The organism is Neorhizobium sp. SHOUNA12A (genome assembly GCF_023006505.1).
Classification (GTDB): Bacteria; Pseudomonadota; Alphaproteobacteria; order Rhizobiales; family Rhizobiaceae; genus Neorhizobium.
This window is the reverse complement of sequence record NZ_JALBGV010000004.1, coordinates 110,422-129,743: the sequence shown is the minus strand read 5'-3', so window position 1 is coordinate 129,743 and position 19,322 is coordinate 110,422. Positions and strand designations below refer to the sequence as shown.

Genomic DNA, 19,322 nt, shown 5'->3' with positions numbered 1-19,322 from the left:
CTTAAGCCGCGCGGCGGGTCTGCAGGGCGAAAAGGCCGGTGAGGAACGCAATCAATCCGGCATTGTAGCCGAGGATCGCAATCAGCAGATTGAAATAGGACGCCGGGCCGGGCGACACGGCGGTCGCAAGTGCAAATGTCGCGGTGATCATGACTGCGATGAAAGCGATCGAGAACGCGGACCGCATCATGCCGACGCAGATGCCTATCGATGCAGCGGTCAGGAAAAGCACGCGGATATCTCCTCATCTGCCTCAAGGGCACGAGCGTATTAGCAACGTGCTAACAAATGCTTTCGTTCCGATGCGTGGCAGGCGTCAATGCACCCCACGACGATTTCGATACGATCTGATTCGGTGCGGCTAAGCCATGCTCAATGGGTCTGGTCTTTGCCTGAAGCGCCGCGATTCACAAGATATGGTGCCAGCGCGCGCGGCAGCTCTCCCTTCCAGACAAGTCGGACATGATAACCGGAGACCGGACAGGTAAGGGCGACGACCTCGCCCTCGAATTCGGCCGTCTCCCCGGTCGGCTTGCGGATGATGCCGTCACCCGAGACGGCATCGAACGCGACGCCGATCTCGCCGAGCACGGACATTGCCTGCCGCCTGTCCTCGAAGCGGAGCAGCAAAGGTTTAGGCTGCATCGCCACCCGCCATTTTTCTCAGACGAGGCCGGCGATCGCCACCGCCGTCGTGCCGGTGGCAAATACGCGGGTCACCCGCAACGGAAGCAAGCCCCCGGTCGGTACGTTTGAAAGCGTCAGCGTCTCGCCCGAAAGCATCCGCACGGACAACTGGCCGCCGGTTCCCACATAAAGAGCGCGCGTCGCCTCCGGCAGATCTGCACTGTCGCTGGGCGTGATCGCAAAGCCGGAGGACGCGGGGCCGGAAAGCGAGGCTTGGGTATTGGCGAAACGGTCGGGCATGGACGAAATCTCCTTGAATATCGCTGTCCGTCATTGTCGCTCTCCTCTTTCTGGCGGGGAAAATGCGAGGCTTAAAAAAGCGCTGTACCGCAGGCTTCCGGCCCTTCCGCAGAAGAAAATGTGGTTTCTTCGGCAGAAGAAAAGATGCAACGCCAAATACTTGGGCACGAACCGCCCGCGGGGCCGGCCCTTGTTGCATCATTGAAAGAGCCATTCGAAACGTTCTTTTTGAGGGCACATCATCCCCGTTTCCGCCGCCTGGAACTGGTGAAATCGCCGCGCTCTTCCTTTAGAAGGGAAGGATGACCAGTTTGCTCGACAACGATTCGCCCACGAACCTCACCGAATTTTCGGTGTCGGAACTGTCCGGCTCGATCAAGCGCACGGTGGAAAATGCGTTCGACCACGTGCGGGTACGTGGCGAGATTTCCGGCTATCGCGGCCAACATTCCTCAGGCCACGCCTATTTCTCGCTGAAGGATGATCGCGCCCGGATCGATGCCGTGATCTGGAAGGGCACTTTCCCCCGTATCAAATTCCGCCCGGAAGAGGGTATGGAAGTGATCGCCACGGGCAAGATAACCACCTTCCCGGGATCCTCGAAATATCAGATCGTCATCGAGAACCTGGAACCGGCAGGCGCTGGCGCGCTGATGGCGCTGCTCGAGGAGCGGCGACGCAGGCTAGGGGCCGAGGGTCTGTTCGACCAGAGCCGGAAGCGGCTTCTTCCCTTCCTGCCGCAGGTGATCGGTGTCGTGACCTCACCGACCGGCGCCGTCATCCGCGATATCCTGCATCGCATCGCCGACCGTTTTCCGGTGCATGTCATCGTCTGGCCGGTCAAGGTGCAAGGCGAAGGATCGGGCGACGAGGTGGCGGCCGCAATCCGTGGCTTCAATGCGATGGCGCCCGGCGGGCCGATCAAGCGGCCGGACGTGCTGATCGTCGCGCGCGGCGGCGGCAGTCTCGAAGATCTCTGGAGTTTCAACGACGAGGCCGTTGTGCGTGCCGCGGCGGAGAGCGAGATCCCGTTGATCTCGGCCGTCGGCCACGAAACTGACTGGACGCTGATCGACCACGCCGCCGACATCCGTGCGCCGACGCCGACAGGGGCCGCTGAAATGGCGGTGCCGGTCAAGGCGGATCTGGAAGCGCAGGCCGCCAATCTAACCGCCCGCTTGCGGGGCGCCGCCAGCCGCCAGATGGACCAGAGCCGTCAGTCGGTCCGTGCGCTGGTCCGCGCGCTTCCCTCGCTCGACCAGCTGCTGGCTTTGCCCCGCCGGCGTTTCGACGAAGCGGCGGCCGGTCTCGGCCGCGGGCTGGAGCGCACCACGGTGGTCAAGCGCCGCAGCTTCGAACGAGCCTCTTCCGGGCTGCGGCTGGAACTGCTGACCAACCGCCTTGCCCAGCAGCGGCAGTTGCTGGCCGACCGGCTGACGCGCGGCGACCGCTGTCTGGAACGGCAATTGCTGAAGGAGAACAACCGCGTTGCCAAGGCCGGCGCATCGCTTTCGGCGCTCCCGGCAAGATTGCTCGGCCAGTTGCAGCGCGAGCGCCTGCACCTCACGTCAATGGCCCGTCATGCGGATACGGCGATCTCGCACACGCTGATCCGCAGCCGTGCGGCGATCACCGCGCAGGACCGCGTGCTGCAATCGCTCTCCTACAAGAACGTGCTGAAGCGCGGCTTTGCCGTGGTGCGCGGCGAGGACGACCGGCCGCTGACACGCGCTGCCGGCATTGGCGAGGGGCAGGCGATCTCCGTGGAATTTGCCGACGGCCGGATTACGGCGGTGACAGGTGAGGGCGGCGAATTGGCCGATCCTCCCGTTGCGGCGCCTCAGCCCAAGAAGCGACCGGCGAAACCGGAGCCGCCCGGAGGCGCGCCAAAACAGGGCACGCTCTTCTGATGCATGTGCTCCTGGTGCTTGCCCATCCGCTGCCGGAAAGTTTTGCGCATTCGGTTGCCCGCGTGGCACGCGAGACGCTGGAGGCGAACGGCCATACGGTGGAGCTGCTCGATCTCTATTCGGAGAGTTTTGATCCGCGGCTGACGGAACACGAACGGCGCGCTTACTTCGATGTGCCCTATGATACATCGGAGGTGGCGGATTTCGTGGCGCGGCTGCAGAAGGCCGAGGCGCTGATATTGGTCTTTCCGCAATGGTGGTTCAACCTGCCGGCGGTGCTGAAGGGTTTCTTCGACCGTGTCTTCGCGCCAGGTGTCGCCTTCCGCCACGACAAGGCAGGCGGAAGGATCGTCCCGCTGCTCACCAACATCCGCCATTTCTGGGCCTTCACGACCACAGGTTCGCCCTGGTGGGTCGTGAAGTTCTATATGGGAGACCCCGTGCGCCGTCAGCTCAGGCGCGGCATTGCGATCTTCTGCAATAGAAAAGTCGATTTCCGCATGCTGGCGCTGCACGACATGGACCGGACCACCGACGAAAAGCGCCGGCGGCATCTGGAGCGCGTGAAGACGGCGCTCCAGGCGCTGCGATAGGCCGTTCGGCCCACATCGGCGATAGCGACGGTCTTGGCCTCGGCCTGATCAGGAATGGGCCTTGGCGGTCAACTCGATCCCCAACGATTTCATCACTGCAATCGTCGTCTTGAGCGTCGGGTTTCCGGTGGCGCTAAAGGAACGATAGAGCTGCTCTCGGGAAAGACCGGTGTCTTTGGCAATCTGCATCATCCCCTTGGCACGGGCAACCACCCCTAAGGCATGCGCAATGTAGGCCGCGTCCTCCGTCTCGAAAGCTTCGGCCATAAATGCCGCAATCGCCTGATCGGAGCCCAGGTCTTCGGCTGGATCGTAAACGGTTAGTTTTTCAGCCATCACTCACTCCATTCCATCGCCAGTCGCTTTGCAGCCTTGATGTCCTTTGCCTGGCTGCTTTTGTCGCCACCGCACAGAAGAACGATTAGGATGTCACCGCGCTGCTGAAAATAGACGCGGTAACCCGGCCCATGATGGATGCGCAGTTCGCTGACACCTTCACCGACGGGGGCCACATCTCCGGCATGCCCGAAAGCGAGCCGGTCCAGACGCGAGGCTATCAATGCGCGAGCACGCTCGTCCTTCAGACGCGTGCGCCATTTCAGAAACGTTTCCGTCTGCTTGAGCTCGAACACGGACCATATGTAGTTTAAAAACTACATATGGTCAACGGATCATGAGCTAATCAGGCCCACTCGCCCTTGCGCATCACCGGCACCTTGGCGCCGTCGGCGCGCAGACCGTCGATATCGACCTTGTCGGAGCCGATCATCCAGTCGATGTGGATCAGGCTCGAATTGCCGCCCTGGGCCTTGATCTGGTCCTGGCTGAGCGACGCACCGTCGAGGAAGCATTTCGAATAGCACTGGCCGAGCGCGATGTGGCAGGAGGCGTTTTCGTCGAACAGGGTGTTGTAGAACAGGATGCCGCTCCTGGAGATCGGCGAGGAATGCGGCACCAAGGCCACTTCGCCGAGCCTGCGGGCGCCTTCGTCGGTATCGAGCACCTTGTTCAGCACTTCCTCGCCCTTCGAAGCGTTCGCCTCGACGATCCGGCCGCCTTCGAACTTCACCTGAATATTGTCGATCAGCGTGCCCTGGTGCGAGAGCGGCTTGGTGCTGGAGACATGGCCTTCGACCTTCAGCGCATGCGGCGTGGTGAAGACCTCTTCGGTCGGGATGTTGGGGTTGCAGGTAATACCGTTCTTGGCCGTTGAGGCGCCGCCATGCCATTCGTGGCCGTCGGCAAGGCCGACCGTCAGGTCGGTGCCCGGGCCGGTGAAATGGAGCGCCGAAAAGCGCTCGCCGTTGAGCCATGTGGAGCGCTTCTTGAGATTGCCGTTATGTTCGGCCCATGCTGCGACTGGATCGGCGAGATCGACGCGGGAGGCGGCGAAGATCGCGTCCGCCAGCTTGCCGACCGCGACGTCTTCCGGAACGTCGGGAAAGACCTGGCGCGCCCAGGAAGGGTTGGGGTAGGAAACGATGTTCCAGTTGATGTCGAAGTTGGCGATCTTTTCGAGCGCCGGCTTGTAGGCCATGGAATTGGCCTTGTTGGCGCGCGCCACCTTGGCCGGGTCCTGGCCGGAGAGCATCATCGGATTGTCGCCGGAAATGGCAAGTCGTGCGGCACCGTTGGCATAGGCTTGGGCCATGCCGTCATAGAGCCAGCCGGATGCCTTGTCGAAGCTTGCATCGGACGCGTATTGGTAGCGCGCGAGGGTCGTTTCTTCGTCGGAATAGAAGGTCGAGACGATGCCGGCACCGGCGATATACGCGTGTTTGGTGATCAGCCGCACGAGCGGCAGGGCGGCGATCGGTGCCGTGATCACCAGATCCTGGCCCTTCTCGAGGCGCAAGCCCACCTTGATGGCCACTTCCGCCAGCTTTTCGAGCTTTTGAGGATCGACGACGGTTTGAAAATTCGGCACGATTGTCATGAGAGACCTCACCTGATTTCTGTCATCGAAGAGACTTAAAGAGGTTTGGGGCAAAATTGAAGCTCAGGGATCGATGTTCATGAAAACCGCCTTGTTAGGCGCCGTTCTCTTCGGCGCCTCGGCCTCCGTCAGTCTCTCGGCAGATTTTGCAGCGACCATGTTCGACCATCAGGTGGCCATCGCATCCGATGACGATGAGGAGAAACTGACGATCGACGGCAGGCAGGTCCATTCCAATCGCTTCCTGCTGATCGACAATGTCGGTCTGGTCGCGGGCGTACCATTCGTCGTGGTGGTGAGTTCGGACGGCGGCAACGCATGCCCGGGTTCACCCCTGGTCGTCTCGTTTCCACCGGGCGGAGAGCCGCGCGTCGACGAGCCGATGGACGATTGCCGCGGTGCCGCTTCGATTGCGGCAGAGGGCGATCACCTTCTGCTTGCAACCGAAGCCATCCCCGGACAGCCGAGCCTGCGCTGGACCTGGACGCCCGGAAAAGGTTTCGCCGAGGCAGGCAAGGTCGCCTTCCAGCCGAATGCGACGATGGGGTGGGATGACATGAAGAAGGCGGAGCACCCTTCCGAACTTCTCGGCATTGGTCCGATCGCCGATACGGCAAACGCCATGCTTGGCGAGCATCGACAGGAATTCGAGAACTCCATCACCGGACCCGGCAGCGGAGCGTTCAAGAACGGTTTTTATATCGGTGAAGCCTGCATGCCGCATATGTGCACCGAGGTCGAGGCGCTGGTCGCCGCCGATATTTCGGCGAGAAAGCTTTATCTCGCCTGGAAGCCGATGGGAAAGAAGATCATCCTGCGTCCGGCGGTCCGCAGATGGCCGGCACCGGCGCTTGCCGCTCTCAAGCAATGGTCGGCGAAATGGCCGTGATGATTTGATCCGCCGGTTCATCCGGCCGGTCAGCGCTGCAGCGCCGCCTTGACCGCGGCAATGTTGCTGGCATGAACCTCTTCGTAAGGCGCGAAATAAAGCACGGCGCCCGAGGCGATTTCTTCTGCGACGAGCGACTTCAGCGAGGGATCGATATCCTTGCCGGCGGCGATGGCGCCCGCCATGCGGCGCAGATAGGCGCGGTTGGCGTCGATCAGGTCCGGCCCATAACCACCGGCCGCGATGCGCTCCGCATCGCCATGCGCCGGCAGGATTTTTGCGATCGGCCAGGAGGCCATCCGCGCGAGTTCGCCGATATGCGTACCGATCTCGGCCGCTTCCGAAATATAGGTGACGGTGTCTTCCAGCGTGTCGCCGGCGAACAGAAGCCGTTCTTGCGGCAGCCAGATCACGTTGCCGTCGGCGCTGTGGATGGCGAAATGATGCAGCTCGATCCGACGGCGGCCGACCGTCAGATCGAGCTGGCCATCGAACAGCGTCGTCGGCATGATGAGAGGTGAGATCGGTGGATTGGCGCTTTCGATCTTCTCGCGGTTTTCTTTCAGCTTCTCGGCCGTCAGCGTCAGCGCGATGATTTCACAATCGGCAAAGATCGCGTTTCCAGCAATATGATCCTTGTGCCAGTGGCTGAGCACGGTGCGGATCTTCCTGACGCCGAGCCCTTCCAGATGGGTGCGGATCGCTTTAGCGTGACTGAGCGAGATATGGGTGTCACAGACCAGCGCCTCGCCTTGATCGACGATCGCATAGGACGCGACGCCCAGCGAATAGGCGCCGTCGTCCAGCCAGTTTGCGCTTTTCGCATGCAGCCGTTTGCCGGGCACCCGGCCATCGTAATAGGCGAAGATGCCGGGATAGGGCTCGAGAATTCGAAGGGTCGAAGTCATTTCACTCATGATCACCATCATGCCACCAGCGGCGCTGCGACCGCCTTCAGTGCGTCGCGGGCCGCCTTCGGGTCGAGCCGCACCTGCAGTCCGCGCTGGCCGCCATTGATGAAGACATGCGGCTCGTCGAGCGCGGTGATCTCGATCGCGGTCGGCACCAGTTTCTTCTGGCCGAAGGGGCTGATGCCGCCGACATGATAACCGGTCGCCCGTTCCGCATCGGCGGGCTTCATCATGTTCGCCGACTTACCGCCGAATGCCGCTGCAAGCTTCTTCATCGAGACTTCACGGTCCGACGGCACCACGACGCAGACCGCTTTGCCGTCCACTTCCGCCATCAGCGTCTTCAGGACACGGCGCGGCTCCTCGCCGATCGCCTCCGCCGCCTGCATCCCGATCCGGTCCGCATTCGGGTCGTAGTCATAGGTGACGGTGGCAAAGGCGATACCGGCCTTTTCGAGCATCTGGGTGGCGCGGGTTGTCTTGGACATGGCTCGAATCCTGGATTCAGATCTCGGAAAAGGCTTCTTCGTAAATCTCCGGCTTGAAGCCGACGATCAGCTTTCCCTCCGCTTCCAGCACCGGCCGTTTGATCATCGAAGGTTGGGTAAGCATCAGCGCGATCGCCTTCTCCCGGTTGAGGTTCGCCTTGTCCGTTTCGTCGAGCTTCTTGAACGTGGTGCCGGCGCGGTTGAGCACGATTTCCCAGCCGGCGCGGTCCGCCCAGGTATCGAGATGCGCCCGGTCGATCCCTTCAGCCTTGTAATCGTGAAAAGTGTACGTGACGCCCTTGCGGTCGAGCCAGTCGCGCGCCTTCTTCATGGTGTCGCAGTTCTTGATGCCGTAGATCGTGATTGCCATCGAAGCCTCTTCATTTGGGCTCGACCGATACCAAGCACAACCCTCGCCACGCAAGCCATCCGGCGTGGTTAACGGTTGTTATGTGACAGTTGCATGGCTCCTCTGTTTCGTTGTGCATTGCACAAAAACAGCACAGACATCATATCTTAGCAGAACGAAAAGGAGAGTTTCACATGTCCGTACAGAAGAAGACCCGTGGCAGCGCCATTGGCCGCGCCTTTGCAGTTATGAGCGCCGCAATCTCGGTTTCGGCTGCCGTTGAAAACCATCGCCGTCCGAGCAACGTCGACCTGACCACCCTCGGCATCGATCCGAAGGCTTTCGATCGTCTCGGCTAATCCGTCTTTCCCGCCTTATCCGGCCGGGAGGGGGTGTCGTATCTCAGCCTAAAGTATATGTCTTTGCGAGATACCCGCGGCAACTGTCCGTTAACCATAGATATCCTATATTCCCCTAATATTCGGGAGATGTGGATTTGGTCGGACAGGTTGTTAGGGAAGAAGTGCCGTCTGAGCCCATGGCTGTCGACGGCGAGGCGTTGAAGCGATCCGTCGCCAAGCTTGCAAACGAGGCTTCCGCACTCGGCCTTCATCTGGTCGATATCGCCGGCGCCATCCAGGATACGGCGACGCAATCCTCGGAACATGCGAAATTGCTTGGTCGCTTGACCCAGTCCGCTCAATCGATCGCGGACGCCAATGGCCATGTTGCCCGTTCCCTCCAGGAATCCGACAAGCTGACCGCGAACGCTCGCAAGGTGCTCGGCGAGCAGGCTGAGCAGCTTTCCGGCTCGATCACGGCGATCGACCACATGGTGCATGCCTCGCAGGAAATCGGCGCCGAGATCAAGCTGTTTTCCACAGCGCTCGGAGACGTCGGACGTTTGGCGGACGCGATCGGCATGATTGCCCGGCAGACGAACCTCCTGGCGCTGAACGCCGCGATCGAAGCTGCCCGTGCGGGCGAAGCCGGCAAGGGTTTTGCGGTTGTCGCCGCGGAAGTGCGGGCGCTTTCGCTACAGACTTCCCAGACCACAAGTTCGATCCAGGTCACGCTCGATCAACTGAACAGCCGCATCGACCGGCTGGTGGCGGCCGGCGAAGGCGCCAGCCAGTCGGCCGAGGGCGTCAAGACGACCGCGATGAAGGTCCAGGGTTCATTCAAGGGCGTCGAAGGCGTCATGACTCAGATCCTCGACAACGCGTCTTCGCTTGCCGGGACCACCGAGACCGTCGACCGGCAATGCGGCGAGTTCGCATCTTCGATCGCTTCCGCCGCAAGCGCGATCCTGAAATCCAACGACCAGCTGCAGCAGACCTCGTCGCGCGTCGGCGAGGTGGTGACTATTTCCGAGCGGATGATCCAGACGACGGCGAGTGCCGGCATAGAGACGCCGGACAGCCCCCATATCCGCGCGGTGATGGCCTATGCCGCCGAGGTTTCATCTGTCTTCGAGGCGGCCGTCAAATCCGGCCGCATCGATCTTGGCGCCCTGTTCGATCGGCAATACGCGGCGATCCCCGGCAGCGATCCCGTGCAATACATGACGCGCTTTACGGAGTTCACCGACGCCGTCCTGCCGCCGATCCAGGAACAAGCAGCCGAAAGCGACCCGCAGGTGGCATTCTGTGCGGCCATCGACGAAAACGGTTATCTGCCGACCCATAATCAAAAATTTTCGCAGCGACAGCGTCCCGGCGACGTGACCTGGAATACCGCCAACTGCCGCAACCGGCGGATCTTCAACGACCGCGTCGGCTTGGCGGCAGGTCGCAACAAGGAACCTTTCCTGCTGCAGACCTACCGTCGAGACATGGGCGGCGGTCAGTTCGTGCTGATGAAGGACATTTCCGCCCCGATCACCGTCAACGGGCGTCACTGGGGTGGGCTGCGCCTCGCGATCAAGGTCTGATATCGGCAGGTGGCGTTGCGTCACCCCGCGTAGGCAGCGTCCAGTTTGGCAATTTCGATCTTTTTCATCGAGAACATGGCCTGCATGACACGACTGGCCCGGGCGTTGTCGCTATCCGTCAGCATGGTCGCCATCCTGGCATAATTGACCTGCCAGACGAGGCCGAAACGATCCGTCAGCCATCCGCAGGGCTGCTGCTGGCCACCTTCGACGAGCTTGCCGTAATAATGGTCGATCTCATCCTGCGTCTCGCAATGGACAAGGAAGGAAACCGCGCCGTTGAACTTCGCCAAAGGTCCGCCGTTGATCGCCGCAAAGCTCTGGCCTTCGAGCTCGAAGCCCATCGCCATCACCGAACCCTTCAAGCCAGGGCCGGCGTCGCCAAAGCGCGAGACATCGGTGATCTTTGAATTGTCGAATATCGAGACGTAGAAATTGACCGCTTCTTCGGCGTCGTTCTCGAACCAGAGATGGGGCACGATTTTATGTTTCTGGATGACCATCATTCTCTCCTCAAATGGGTGACCGGCCACAGGACGCCCGCGCTCCCGTCGGCCCGACATGTTCACGAAATTCTTTTCCGTCAGATCGTCATGCGGAGCTGTTCTGGCCGCATCGGATAAGCAGGGGCATTCGGATCGAAACTCCATCTCCCGAATTCCTCGTGCCGGGTTTCGCCATAATGGCTGTAGACCAGCATGAATTCCCCGGCGATCCAGGCGTAGTTCCGCTCGATAGGCATGGGTTCAATTCGGCCGCAGCCATAGATCAGCGTCACATGCGGGGCGGCGTCCGCCATCCAGACATTCGGTAGGTTGTGTCGGGTGAGGGCATGACGCAGCATCTGCGCGAACTGGTTGACAATCGGATTGCCCTTGGCGCGATACAGGGCGAGGTGACGCCTGCCTCCAAACAGGCCGCTGCTGTCGAGCGTGATCGGTATAGGCCTTGCGTGGATGCCGGCCATGACCATCCTGGTTGCCTCGATAAGCGCCAGGGGCGGCTCATCGAACTCTTCCATGCAAAGCAGGCTCATATGAAGAAGATCGGCGGGATAGGCATCGCGAGTATTCTGGTTTGTCGCGTGAATCATGGCATCGCCATGCATGATGAGACCGAGGGGAGCGGAAGGCTTGAGCACGAACATCAGCTTGCTCTTCCGTCGTTCTGGCCGGTTGGGTAGCTGCCAGCTCTCGCCAAAGGGGAACGAGAGCTGGCTAGCGTGCTTGCGCAAGCTCATCTTGCTACCGTCATAGTAATGCGACCTCATGCCGTTGAATGATTTTTAGCGAGACTCCTTGGATGAGTAAAGAACAAATGCGGAACAATTGCAATCATGGTTAATTTGCAAGCCGCTCCGGCATCGGTTTTAGCGGATAAGCCTGCCAGAAAAAGCTGTCGGCGGCCGCCTGGTCCTCCTCAAGTTTAGCGGGTTTTCGGCGCGCGTTCGGCAGCGCGCTGAGTGAGCGCCCTGTCGCCGGTCTCGTCCGTCGCAATCATGGTCAGCGCGGACACTTTCCAGGCGGCGTTAACCTTGACGAGTTCGTACCGGTAATGGCCCATCAGCACCCAGAGATCGGTTCCGATGCGATGGGTCGCCTGGAAATCGGCCTCGGCGGTCGCCTTCTCGCCTTGTAAGCCCGTGATCGTATGATTGGTCACGAGATGCCGCGTCTCGTCGAAACCCGGGAGAAAACCGGACCATTGCCGGATCACTTCATCGGCCGGTTGGGCAATCGGCTTGCCGCCCCAAAGACTCGTATAGTCAAGCGTCACCTCGTCGGCGAAGGCGCGACGTACCCGGTCCCATTGATGCCGGTCGGCGCCGGCAGCGATATCGGTGATCGTGTCGATGATCTCCGCGCGGTCCTCGGGATCGATCTGCCGAGACGCGTTGACGCGGGTGAAATGCGCTGCCGCGGCGTCCGCCGCAATCGTCACCGGCTCCGATCGGTCGTAGAAGTCGAACTGACTGATACCGTCGAGCCAGAGTTCCGATTTCTCGCCCGGCAGCAGCGCGTAAAACGCATGCGCACCCTGCGGCACGGCAGCTCCCTCCGAATGGACGATCAAGGTCGGCTTGTCGAGCTTTGCCCCGAGGGAAACGGAATCATAGGTCAGCTACGGCTCCCAGGAGGCGAGGTTGAAGCGGTTGTCATATTCCGGGATAAGGCCGCGATCGGTCTCCGTGTAATAGGGGACCTGATACATGAGCGAGCCCTTGTCGGTCGTGCTGGCGGCGGTGATGATCCTTGGTTCACCGCGGCGCTCGGAGATCACCGCCTCGCGTGACGTGGCGATCAGCTTGGAAACACCCTCTTGCCCGCCATAGACCTGCTCGACGATCTGCTGGTTGTGCAGCCATGGTGCGACCAGGGCAACGGCAGCGAAATTGCCATTGTCCGTCGCCGCCGCTGCCATGTATCCCGCCGACGCGCAGATGCCGAGCCCGTTGATGTTGGTCGCATCCACTTCCGGCAGTGTCGCCATGAATGCGGCCGCGGCAGCGATGTCGCCGGTCTTTTCGGCCGGATCCTCCTTGAAGCGGATTTCACCGCCCGACTGTCCCCAGCCTCGATGATCGAAGGCGAGTGCGGCAAAACCGCGGTCCGCCATTTCGCGGGCGTAGCGGCCGGCCATCTGCTCCTTGATGGAGGTCCAGGCGCCGCTAACCACCACGCCTGGACGTTTCTCGCCGGCTCTGTAGTCCGGTGGCAGATAGAGCGTGCCGGCGAGCGCCGCGCCCTGGTTCTCGAAGGAAACGCTGCGGGTCTGGATATCCTCCGCGAGGGCAGCGGAGGTCATCATCGCGACGCAGAAGGTTGAAAAAGCAGCGGCTTTCATGGCGTTCTCCCATCTTGGTTACAATGACGGGAATTTGGTGGTTACGCAGAAGCGGCACAGGCGCAGATCTTGGCGTTCGTTATGCGATTATTGCTTCAATCGGCCCTGAAGGCAGCGGGCGTCCTGCCCGTGTGGCGACGGAAATGCTGGCCGAACCGCGAGACATCCTCATAACCGACCCGGGCCGCAACGGAGGCGACCGGCAGCCGCGTGGTCTTCAGGAACAGTTTTGCCAACTCCATCCGCTCACGGATGACGTATTGAAGTGGCGATTTGCCGAGCGCCCTGGTAAATGCCCGCGCAAAGTGAAAACGGCTCATCGCCGCTTCGGCTGCCATGTCTTCCAGTGACAGGTTGGTCGAAAGGTTTTCGTGGATGTAGTCAAGTGCGCGGTGCAGCCGCTTGTCGTCGATGCCGACAAGCTTCGGCTGGGCGGGAGCCAGGATCTGGGCGAGGTGCGCCGCGAGCGCCAATTGCATCGTTTCACCGTAGAGCGCCGACGCATGGCCGGCAATCGACACTGTTTGGTGTGCAAGCTGCGCCAGCAGCGGGTCGAAAGTGCCGATAACCGGCCTGAAATCCGAATGACGTTCGAAGCCCACATCGGCGAGCAGGTTTTCGGGCACCTCAAGTCTCAGGAAAGACAGCGCCTCGTCATATTCGCAAATACCCGCCGCACCCGCCGGCAGGATCCAGCCTTCGCCGGCTTTCAGAGGCACATGTTGCCGTTTGTCAGAGCCGATGGCGATCCGGTGGCGGTCCTGATCGACGAGAAAAAGCCCGAGCGTCAGGCGCGATATCGCAAAGCGTCCGCCGCCGGGAGGCGTATGCAGCCTCTCCGCCGTCAGGCGCGCTTTTCCAGCCAATGCTTGCGATCCGCTCATGGCGGAAAATTTAAGGAGCGGCCAGGGAACTTCAACCGACAGTTCTGCGAGAACTTCGTCCTTTCAGGCAAGAAACGGGTTGAATCCTTGGGCATGAGGCACGATTTTAAGGTCAATCGCAATGCGGAGGTTTCCTCATGACAATGCATCAATACCTGATTTTTGAAACTGCCGGCGGCTTCTGCGGCATCACCTGGAATGATGTCGGCATCACTCGGTTCCAGCTCCCGACCAAAAGCGCGGATTCGACCGAAAAGCTGCTGCGCCGCCGGTTACCGGAGGCCCAGCCGGGCACGCCTCCGGTCGAAGTGCTCGAAGCTGTCGACGCCGTGAAGCGGTATTTTTCCGGCGAAGAAGTCGATTTCTCGAAGGTCAGGCTGGATCTCGATGGTCAGGACGACTTCTTCAAGCAGATCTATGCCGCCGCCCGCCGGATCGGCTGGGGGCATACGACGACCTATGGCGCAATTGCCAAGCAGCTTGGCGCCGGTCCCGAGGCCGCCCGCGACGTCGGCCAGGCAATGGCCAAAAACCCGGTGGCTCTGATCATTCCGTGCCACCGTGTACTCGCTGCCGGCGGCAAGATCGGCGGCTTTTCGGCTCCTGGCGGCTCGACTTCGAAATCCCGCATGCTGGAGCTCGAGGGTGTACGCCTGACACCGCCGGAACCGGCGCAGCAATCGATGGGGTTCTGAAACATCCTTTCCCGCTCATCTATCAGGGCGGGTATAAAAACGACGCATGGATTTGCGATTGTAATATTCCTGCGAATTTGATCTGCTAGGAAATGGTCAGAGGGTAGGGGATGGCCATGTCCAGGATCGTCAAGGCGAATGCGTGGTGCAACAACGAAGTCGGCTATCTGGCTTGGCGGACTGACGGGATCATCAAGGATTGTCTCGGGTTCATGATAACCCGGATCCACTTCGATCTTGCCGGCAATGAGGTTGCAAGGCGTGTCTTGCCTGCATGGGTCGCTTTCGACACGCAGTCCAATCCGAAGGGCGAGGAGCAGGATACCAGCGTCTGGCCCATCCAGAAATTTTCCTGGCGCGATCTTACGCTTCGCCGCAGCCGCAACGAGACGGTGCTGCGGGAAGGGGAGTTCAAGGTCCGCTACGAGGTCGTACCGGTAGGCTTGGCCGGTCCGGGGCGCTTGTCTGTGCCGCCTTCGGCGACGGCGCCCTTTCTCGACGATGCCGGAAAGCCTCGCTACAAAGGTGACCCGATCCCCCTCTTTTTCTGCGGGGAGCCCGTTTTGACCGATGAACTGCTGGTGACCGGCCGCTTTGGCAAGGCCACGGTGGCGTTCAACAACGGCATCCTGTCGACCCAGAATCTGAGGAAGCAATTGAAGACCCCCGATGGCAAGACGCCATCGAAGAGCGAGGTTCTCAGACGCATCGCGGATCGGCGCGATCCCCTGCGGTGGTTCCTGGGCGGCGATGCACTGAAGACGGTCAAAGGTTTCTTTGATCTCGCGGAAAAGCTGGACGCGGATATCTATCTGGCGCTCTACGAACTTCACGACGAGGAACTGATCGACCTCATCGACATCCATCATGCCCGTATCCACCTGATCCTTTCGACTGCCGGCAAGTCGGAAGACGGCAAGACCTGGGATACGACCAACGAGGCTGCACGCGCCAGATTGCGGGCCAAGCTTGGTGACCGTCTGCAGAACCGGATGTTCAACAACAGCAAACATATCGGCCACAACAAGTTCGGCGTGCTGGTCTCCAGGACGGGCGAGCCCATTACCGTGCTGACCGGCAGCACCAACTGGACGTCGACCGGTCTTTGCGGCCAGACGAACAATGCGGTGATGATCGAGGATATGAAGCTCGCCGAGGTCTATCTCGGTTATTGGCAGCGCCTTCTGGCCGACGTGATTCCGGAGCCGGCTCCGCTGAGCAAGCCGAACAATGTCGATCAGGGGCCCCAGCTGCGTGCGGATGGAGCGACTCCGCATCCTCTCGATATTGCTTCGGTGGCCCCGTCGGCGAAGGCGATAGCATGGTTCTCGCCCAACATGTCCAAGGTCAGCGTTCCGCGCCAGAATCCGGCAACACCTCCGGACATGCAGGAGGTCTTCGACCTGATGCGGGGCGCCAAGCAGGCCTTGCTGTTCTTGAGCTTCTATCCGGCCCAGCAAGGCCGCAACAGCATCATCGGCGAGGCGGTCAAGATCGCCGCCGAAAAACCCGACCTGCTCGTGCTGGGAGCCATCAGCGCGCCACAGGCGATGCCCAATTACGAAATTCCGATCCGGGAAGACGATGCCGACGAGGAAGACGGGGCTACCAAGGCGCCGGCGCCTTCCATCTATCAATTGAAGGGTGCACCCCGCGTGATGATGGTGAGGGCGAGCGCCATCCGCGACCTGATCGGGGATTTCCAGCGCGAATTGCTGACGGCGGGGACTGCGATCATACACGACAAGGTCGTGGTGATCGATCCGCTGTCGCAGACCGATTGTGTCGTGATCACCGGCAGTCACAATCTCGGTTTCAAGGCGTCCTATGCCAATGACGAGAACATGCTGATCATCAAGGGCGCGCCGCGGCTCGCGGCCGCCTATGCGGTGCATGTCCTCGACGTCCAGGACCATTACCGTTACCGGGCCGTCCTCGAGGAGCAGCGCAGAAAGGCGCTGCTGACCGGTGCAACTCCACCGAAAGCCTCGACCGGGCATGGTTTTCTCCACACCGACGACGGCTGGCAAGCGCCTTATTTCGATGGACGCAAGGGCGACGAGCTACGCTATTTTGCCCGCTGACGCGTGATCCCGGAGCCCCCGGGGCAAAGGCAAGAAACGTGAATGCCTCAATGCGTCAGGAATTTGTAAGCGACATAAGCGACGATCAGCACCGCCGCGACCGCCATTGCGATCAGGCCCAGCCGCTTCTCGATGAAATGGCGAATGTCCTCGCCGTAACGGCGCAGCAGCCAGGCGAGCAGGAAAAAGCGGGCGCCGCGGGTGACGATCGCCGAGACGACGAACAGGCCGAGATTAATATGTGCCACCCCGGACAGGATCGTCACCACCTTGATCGGCGGCAGATGCGCGAAACCTGACGTCACCAGCATCAGCACCACGGCTTCATACGTGATACCGGCCTTGAGCTCGTTGAAGGTGTCGAGCTTGCCCCAGAACTGAAGGATCGGTTCGGCAAGCGCATCGAAGGCGAAATAACCGATGCTCCAGCCGGCAATGCCGCCGAGCACGGAAAAAACCGTGGCGATCAGTGCATAGCGCCAGGCGCGCTCCGGCCGGGCAAGCGCCATCGGCAGGAACAGCACGTCGGCCGGCACTAGGAAGACGGAGCTTTCGACGAAGGCGATGATAGCAAGCCATACCGCCGCGGATTTGCGGGCGCTGAGCGCCATCGTCCAGTTATAGAGGCTGCGAAGCATAAATCAGGCGTCCTGTACGTTTTGGTAACCGGCAGCGTGTGCCGCCTTTATGAATTTGCGAACGAAGGTAACAAATTTCTCGCACCTTCCGCGACCATCAGGCCGGGCTCGTAATAGACGTCCTTCGACAGCGCAGCAACAAGCGCCTTCAGCGCCTCGCGACCTCGGGGAATGTTGGGATTGTGTTGGATCTAATCCGTCACGGAGAGGAACTCTACTGCCGGCGCATCATGACGTTGGAATAGCGAGGTCATCGCCTTGATCACGAGCGCCTTGTTGCGCTGGGGACGATCATCGGAGACGCGATCCGGTGGCCGAGTGACCGCAAACGGGCCAGGCGATGGATAGCCGGACTGAGCCGGCTGCAGTCGCGGATAGGGCTGGAGGAATGGTCGTTGATCATGCCGGCCGCCCTGCATTCAGGCATGGGCGGCCATCTTGTGAAGCGGGGATGACGCAACTCGATATGCAGTCAGCGTGTTGGCGCCGGATCGCTCAAGTCTTTCGTCCCCCCCGCTCAGATCATCCTGCGTTGCTCGGCACCGGCGTATTGAGCAGCTGCTGCTCCCAGAGATATGCGATGCCGCTGCCGCTCATGTGCGAGATGAGCACTTCAGTCAGCTCTTCGACATGCTCGGTGCGAGCCCAGTCGCGCTGCCATTCGCCAGCCAGAGCCATCCAGGTCATCATGTTGACGCCGGCCGCAATCATCCGCTGTATGGCGACCTGGTGAGACTCGGTTGAACTTCCGCCCGATGCGTCGGTAATTACGGTCACGTCCCAGCCTTCGCCGGCTGCCTGAATCGCTGGCATCGCTACGCAAACTTCGGTCCATAGGCCTGCGATGATCAATTGCTTGCGGCCGGTCGCCTTGACCAGGTCCACCACTTTCTCGTCCTCCCAGGTATTCACCCAGGTCCGGTCGATCACTTCCTGCCCTGGGAAGACGTCAGTGATTTGCTTGAAAAGCTTGCCACCGCGATCCGCGATCACGCTGGTGAGGATCGTCGGAACATTGAAAGCCCTTGCCAGCTTTGCCAGCGCGGTCACATTGTTGACGACAGCCTGCGGGTCGTGGCTATTCAGATTGGTGAGCTGGTAGGGCTGGTGGTCGATCAGAACGAGTACTGAATCTTCGGGACGAAGAAGCGAAGCAAGGCCATTACGAAAGGTCATTGTTACATCCTTTGCTGCCGTGTGAGCGGCATTGGTTTTTCAGAGACATGTGCCAGGGGCACGTTGCCCGCAAGGACTATTGCCGTTCCTATCCAAGTTGCGGTAGTCCCCTTTGGCGGTAAGCTGTGTCGCGAAATAAGGAACGCTGATTTGGACATTGAAGAGCTACAGACCTTCGTAGAAGTTGCTGATGCTGGAGGCGTTTCCGCGGCTGCGCTCCGGCTCGGCGTCTCCAAGTCGATCGTCAGTCGTCGGCTAATCCGGCTTGAAGCGGAACTTGGCGTCCAGTTGCTTGCACGAACGACCCGGGGCGCCGCTCTCACGGAAGCCGGCGCCACTTTCCGAGACTATGCAGCCAGAGTTTGCGCCGAGATCGACGTTGCCAAGGAAACGATCCTACCCGCCGGTGACCTTCGCGGCCGCTTGCGAGTTGCCGTGCCGCTTTCCTTCGGACCGACCCACTTCGCTCCCATCCTCGCGGAAATGGCGCGACGCCACCCCCGGCTCCAAATCCACACCTGCTACAGTGATCGCTTCGTCGATCTCATCACGGAGGGATACGATTGCGCGATACGAGTTGGCTATCTCCAGGACTCCAACCTGGTCGCAAGGCGCGTCGGACCGATCTATGGGAAGCTCGTCGCGAGCCCGGACTATATCAAGGCGCATGGGGCGCCCGAAACGCCGGAGGAACTCGTCGCTCACGAGGCCCTCATGCAGGGCACCGAAGCCTGGCAACTCATGGATGGCGACAAGATCATCACGGTTCGTCCGCAAGGTCGCTTCAAGGCCGACAACGGCATAGCTCTCGTTGCCGCCGCGACAGCGGGACTCGGCATCGCTTACCTGCCCGATTACCTTACTCATGAATATATAGCTTCCGGTGCGCTCATGCCGGTCATGACGCGTCATCCACCACCCCCGGCCGGTGCATATGTCATCCGCCCGCCAGGTCAGCATCCCGCACGGAAGATACGGGTCCTCACCGAATTGCTGATTGAGTATTGCGAACCGGCTCCGCACCTCGCAGGACCTGCCCCTGTCTGAGTGGCGCCGCGGGCCGAT

Annotated in this window: 24 protein-coding genes; 8 read left to right on the top strand and 16 right to left on the bottom strand. The window is 60.8% G+C overall.

Translation table 11 applies throughout. From position 1 onward, the window contains the following. Position 1 precedes the first annotated feature (1 nt). The 3 genes from MOV63_RS03375 to MOV63_RS03365 all read right to left on the bottom strand — a co-directional run bounded on the left by MOV63_RS03375 (position 2) and on the right by MOV63_RS03365 (position 927). Positions 2-232: a hypothetical protein gene (locus MOV63_RS03375; protein ID WP_038548326.1), complete on the bottom strand. Its 231-nt coding sequence runs from the start codon at positions 230-232 to the stop codon at positions 2-4. Between the two features lie 140 nt (positions 233-372). After that, positions 373-645 (bottom strand): hypothetical protein, encoded by a 273-nt coding sequence (locus MOV63_RS03370; protein WP_247031659.1) that lies wholly within the window; start codon positions 643-645, stop codon positions 373-375. A gap of 18 nt (positions 646-663) precedes the next feature. Continuing rightward, a complete protein-coding gene (locus MOV63_RS03365) occupies positions 664-927 on the bottom strand; it encodes a hypothetical protein (RefSeq protein WP_038548331.1) in 264 nt (87 codons plus the stop codon). 302 nt (positions 928-1,229) lie between these two features. Between MOV63_RS03365 and xseA the strand changes: the two genes are divergently transcribed. Next, positions 1,230-2,837: an exodeoxyribonuclease VII large subunit gene (xseA, locus tag MOV63_RS03360; protein ID WP_247031657.1), complete on the top strand. Its 1,608-nt coding sequence runs from the start codon at positions 1,230-1,232 to the stop codon at positions 2,835-2,837. Then, complete coding sequence (locus tag MOV63_RS03355; RefSeq protein ID WP_247031655.1) at positions 2,837-3,430, top strand: NAD(P)H-dependent oxidoreductase; 594 nt, start codon at positions 2,837-2,839, stop codon at positions 3,428-3,430. Before xseA ends, MOV63_RS03355 begins: the two co-directional genes overlap by 1 nt. Positions 3,431-3,478: 48 nt before the next feature. Here MOV63_RS03355 and MOV63_RS03350 read toward each other — a convergent pair whose 3' ends face one another. Genes MOV63_RS03350 through MOV63_RS03340 form a run of 3 tightly spaced genes read right to left on the bottom strand, consistent with a single transcriptional unit; the run spans position 3,479 to position 5,366 of the window. Beyond that, complete coding sequence (locus MOV63_RS03350; protein WP_038548338.1) at positions 3,479-3,766, bottom strand: addiction module antidote protein; 288 nt, start codon at positions 3,764-3,766, stop codon at positions 3,479-3,481. Next, positions 3,766-4,062: a type II toxin-antitoxin system RelE/ParE family toxin gene (locus MOV63_RS03345; protein ID WP_038548341.1), complete on the bottom strand. Its 297-nt coding sequence runs from the start codon at positions 4,060-4,062 to the stop codon at positions 3,766-3,768. The genes MOV63_RS03350 and MOV63_RS03345 overlap by 1 nt, the downstream gene beginning before the upstream one ends. Positions 4,063-4,112: 50 nt before the next feature. Then, on the bottom strand, positions 4,113-5,366 hold the full coding sequence (locus tag MOV63_RS03340; protein ID WP_247031653.1) for an aminopeptidase: 1,254 nt from the start codon (positions 5,364-5,366) through the stop codon (positions 4,113-4,115). Between the two features lie 79 nt (positions 5,367-5,445). Here MOV63_RS03340 and MOV63_RS03335 point away from each other — a divergent pair, with 79 nt between their 5' ends. Beyond that, positions 5,446-6,255, top strand: coding sequence for a hypothetical protein (locus MOV63_RS03335; protein ID WP_247031651.1), 810 nt, complete (start codon positions 5,446-5,448; stop codon positions 6,253-6,255). Positions 6,256-6,284: 29 nt separating this feature from the next. On the opposite strand, the gene MOV63_RS03330 is transcribed toward MOV63_RS03335, so the two are convergent. From MOV63_RS03330 to MOV63_RS03320, 3 genes are read right to left on the bottom strand one after another with little or no spacing between them, the layout of a single operon-like run. Next, the gene (locus MOV63_RS03330; RefSeq protein WP_247031649.1) at positions 6,285-7,172 is read right to left on the bottom strand and encodes an MBL fold metallo-hydrolase; all 888 of its coding nucleotides are present in this window, start codon (positions 7,170-7,172) and stop codon (positions 6,285-6,287) included. A gap of 8 nt (positions 7,173-7,180) precedes the next feature. Further along, positions 7,181-7,654 carry a Cys-tRNA(Pro) deacylase gene (gene ybaK, locus MOV63_RS03325; RefSeq protein ID WP_038548349.1) on the bottom strand — a complete coding sequence of 158 codons (474 nt, stop codon included), beginning with the start codon at positions 7,652-7,654 and terminating at the stop codon, positions 7,181-7,183. A gap of 16 nt (positions 7,655-7,670) precedes the next feature. After that, positions 7,671-8,024, bottom strand: coding sequence for an ArsC family reductase (locus tag MOV63_RS03320; protein ID WP_247031647.1), 354 nt, complete (start codon positions 8,022-8,024; stop codon positions 7,671-7,673). Between the two features lie 173 nt (positions 8,025-8,197). Here MOV63_RS03320 and MOV63_RS03315 point away from each other — a divergent pair, with 173 nt between their 5' ends. Together MOV63_RS03315 and MOV63_RS03310 are read left to right on the top strand one after the other, a co-directional pair. Next, positions 8,198-8,362: a hypothetical protein gene (locus MOV63_RS03315; RefSeq protein ID WP_173426764.1), complete on the top strand. Its 165-nt coding sequence runs from the start codon at positions 8,198-8,200 to the stop codon at positions 8,360-8,362. A 179-nt stretch (positions 8,363-8,541) separates the two neighbouring features. Then, entirely contained in the window at positions 8,542-9,936 is a 1,395-nt protein-coding gene (locus MOV63_RS03310; protein ID WP_247031645.1) for a methyl-accepting chemotaxis protein, read from the top strand. A gap of 20 nt (positions 9,937-9,956) precedes the next feature. On the opposite strand, the gene MOV63_RS03305 is transcribed toward MOV63_RS03310, so the two are convergent. From MOV63_RS03305 to MOV63_RS03285, 5 genes are all read right to left on the bottom strand, one after another. Continuing rightward, a complete protein-coding gene (locus tag MOV63_RS03305; protein ID WP_244447458.1) occupies positions 9,957-10,439 on the bottom strand; it encodes a VOC family protein in 483 nt (160 codons plus the stop codon). 80 nt (positions 10,440-10,519) lie between these two features. Further along, entirely contained in the window at positions 10,520-11,083 is a 564-nt protein-coding gene (locus MOV63_RS03300) for a 2'-5' RNA ligase family protein (RefSeq protein WP_247031643.1), read from the bottom strand. Between the two features lie 278 nt (positions 11,084-11,361). Then, positions 11,362-12,009: a nuclear transport factor 2 family protein gene (locus MOV63_RS03295; RefSeq protein ID WP_247031641.1), complete on the bottom strand. Its 648-nt coding sequence runs from the start codon at positions 12,007-12,009 to the stop codon at positions 11,362-11,364. A 48-nt stretch (positions 12,010-12,057) separates the two neighbouring features. Further along, entirely contained in the window at positions 12,058-12,780 is a 723-nt protein-coding gene (locus tag MOV63_RS03290) for an alpha/beta hydrolase (RefSeq protein WP_247031639.1), read from the bottom strand. 95 nt (positions 12,781-12,875) lie between these two features. After that, complete coding sequence (locus tag MOV63_RS03285) at positions 12,876-13,646, bottom strand: AraC family transcriptional regulator (RefSeq protein WP_247031637.1); 771 nt, start codon at positions 13,644-13,646, stop codon at positions 12,876-12,878. Between the two features lie 155 nt (positions 13,647-13,801). Between MOV63_RS03285 and MOV63_RS03280 the strand changes: the two genes are divergently transcribed. After that, complete coding sequence (locus MOV63_RS03280) at positions 13,802-14,359, top strand: methylated-DNA--[protein]-cysteine S-methyltransferase (protein WP_247031635.1); 558 nt, start codon at positions 13,802-13,804, stop codon at positions 14,357-14,359. 116 nt (positions 14,360-14,475) lie between these two features. Next, positions 14,476-16,443, top strand: coding sequence for a phospholipase D-like domain-containing protein (locus tag MOV63_RS03275; RefSeq protein ID WP_247031633.1), 1,968 nt, complete (start codon positions 14,476-14,478; stop codon positions 16,441-16,443). Between the two features lie 47 nt (positions 16,444-16,490). On the opposite strand, the gene MOV63_RS03270 is transcribed toward MOV63_RS03275, so the two are convergent. Next, entirely contained in the window at positions 16,491-17,081 is a 591-nt protein-coding gene (locus MOV63_RS03270) for a YqaA family protein (protein WP_247031631.1), read from the bottom strand. A 522-nt stretch (positions 17,082-17,603) separates the two neighbouring features. Continuing rightward, complete coding sequence (locus tag MOV63_RS03265) at positions 17,604-18,257, bottom strand: hydrolase (protein ID WP_247031629.1); 654 nt, start codon at positions 18,255-18,257, stop codon at positions 17,604-17,606. 150 nt (positions 18,258-18,407) lie between these two features. Between MOV63_RS03265 and MOV63_RS03260 the strand changes: the two genes are divergently transcribed. Next, entirely contained in the window at positions 18,408-19,304 is an 897-nt protein-coding gene (locus MOV63_RS03260; protein WP_038548368.1) for a LysR family transcriptional regulator, read from the top strand. The last annotated feature ends 18 nt before the right edge of the window (positions 19,305-19,322 follow it).

Excerpts from the sequence above, each read along its gene's own strand:
- xseA (WP_247031657.1), top strand. The coding sequence starts at position 1,230 with ATGACCAGTTTGCTCGACAACGATTCGCCCACGAACCTCACCGAATTT.
- MOV63_RS03320 (WP_247031647.1), bottom strand. The coding sequence starts at position 8,024 with ATGGCAATCACGATCTACGGCATCAAGAACTGCGACACCATGAAGAAG.
- MOV63_RS03315 (WP_173426764.1), top strand. The coding sequence starts at position 8,198 with ATGTCCGTACAGAAGAAGACCCGTGGCAGCGCCATTGGCCGCGCCTTT.
- MOV63_RS03355 (WP_247031655.1), top strand. The coding sequence starts at position 2,837 with ATGCATGTGCTCCTGGTGCTTGCCCATCCGCTGCCGGAAAGTTTTGCG.
- MOV63_RS03350 (WP_038548338.1), bottom strand. The coding sequence starts at position 3,766 with ATGGCTGAAAAACTAACCGTTTACGATCCAGCCGAAGACCTGGGCTCC.
- MOV63_RS03330 (WP_247031649.1), bottom strand. The coding sequence starts at position 7,172 with ATGAGTGAAATGACTTCGACCCTTCGAATTCTCGAGCCCTATCCCGGC.
- MOV63_RS03265 (WP_247031629.1), bottom strand. The coding sequence starts at position 18,257 with ATGACCTTTCGTAATGGCCTTGCTTCGCTTCTTCGTCCCGAAGATTCA.
- MOV63_RS03305 (WP_244447458.1), bottom strand. The coding sequence starts at position 10,439 with ATGGTCATCCAGAAACATAAAATCGTGCCCCATCTCTGGTTCGAGAAC.
- MOV63_RS03280 (WP_247031635.1), top strand. The coding sequence starts at position 13,802 with ATGACAATGCATCAATACCTGATTTTTGAAACTGCCGGCGGCTTCTGC.
- MOV63_RS03340 (WP_247031653.1), bottom strand. The coding sequence starts at position 5,366 with ATGACAATCGTGCCGAATTTTCAAACCGTCGTCGATCCTCAAAAGCTC.
- MOV63_RS03335 (WP_247031651.1), top strand. The coding sequence starts at position 5,446 with ATGAAAACCGCCTTGTTAGGCGCCGTTCTCTTCGGCGCCTCGGCCTCC.
- MOV63_RS03370 (WP_247031659.1), bottom strand. The coding sequence starts at position 645 with ATGCAGCCTAAACCTTTGCTGCTCCGCTTCGAGGACAGGCGGCAGGCA.
- MOV63_RS03300 (WP_247031643.1), bottom strand. The coding sequence starts at position 11,083 with ATGTTCGTGCTCAAGCCTTCCGCTCCCCTCGGTCTCATCATGCATGGC.
- MOV63_RS03270 (WP_247031631.1), bottom strand. The coding sequence starts at position 17,081 with ATGCTTCGCAGCCTCTATAACTGGACGATGGCGCTCAGCGCCCGCAAA.
- MOV63_RS03290 (WP_247031639.1), bottom strand. The coding sequence starts at position 12,780 with ATGAAAGCCGCTGCTTTTTCAACCTTCTGCGTCGCGATGATGACCTCC.
- MOV63_RS03310 (WP_247031645.1), top strand. The coding sequence starts at position 8,542 with ATGGCTGTCGACGGCGAGGCGTTGAAGCGATCCGTCGCCAAGCTTGCA.
- ybaK (WP_038548349.1), bottom strand. The coding sequence starts at position 7,654 with ATGTCCAAGACAACCCGCGCCACCCAGATGCTCGAAAAGGCCGGTATC.
- MOV63_RS03365 (WP_038548331.1), bottom strand. The coding sequence starts at position 927 with ATGCCCGACCGTTTCGCCAATACCCAAGCCTCGCTTTCCGGCCCCGCG.
- MOV63_RS03275 (WP_247031633.1), top strand. The coding sequence starts at position 14,476 with ATGTCCAGGATCGTCAAGGCGAATGCGTGGTGCAACAACGAAGTCGGC.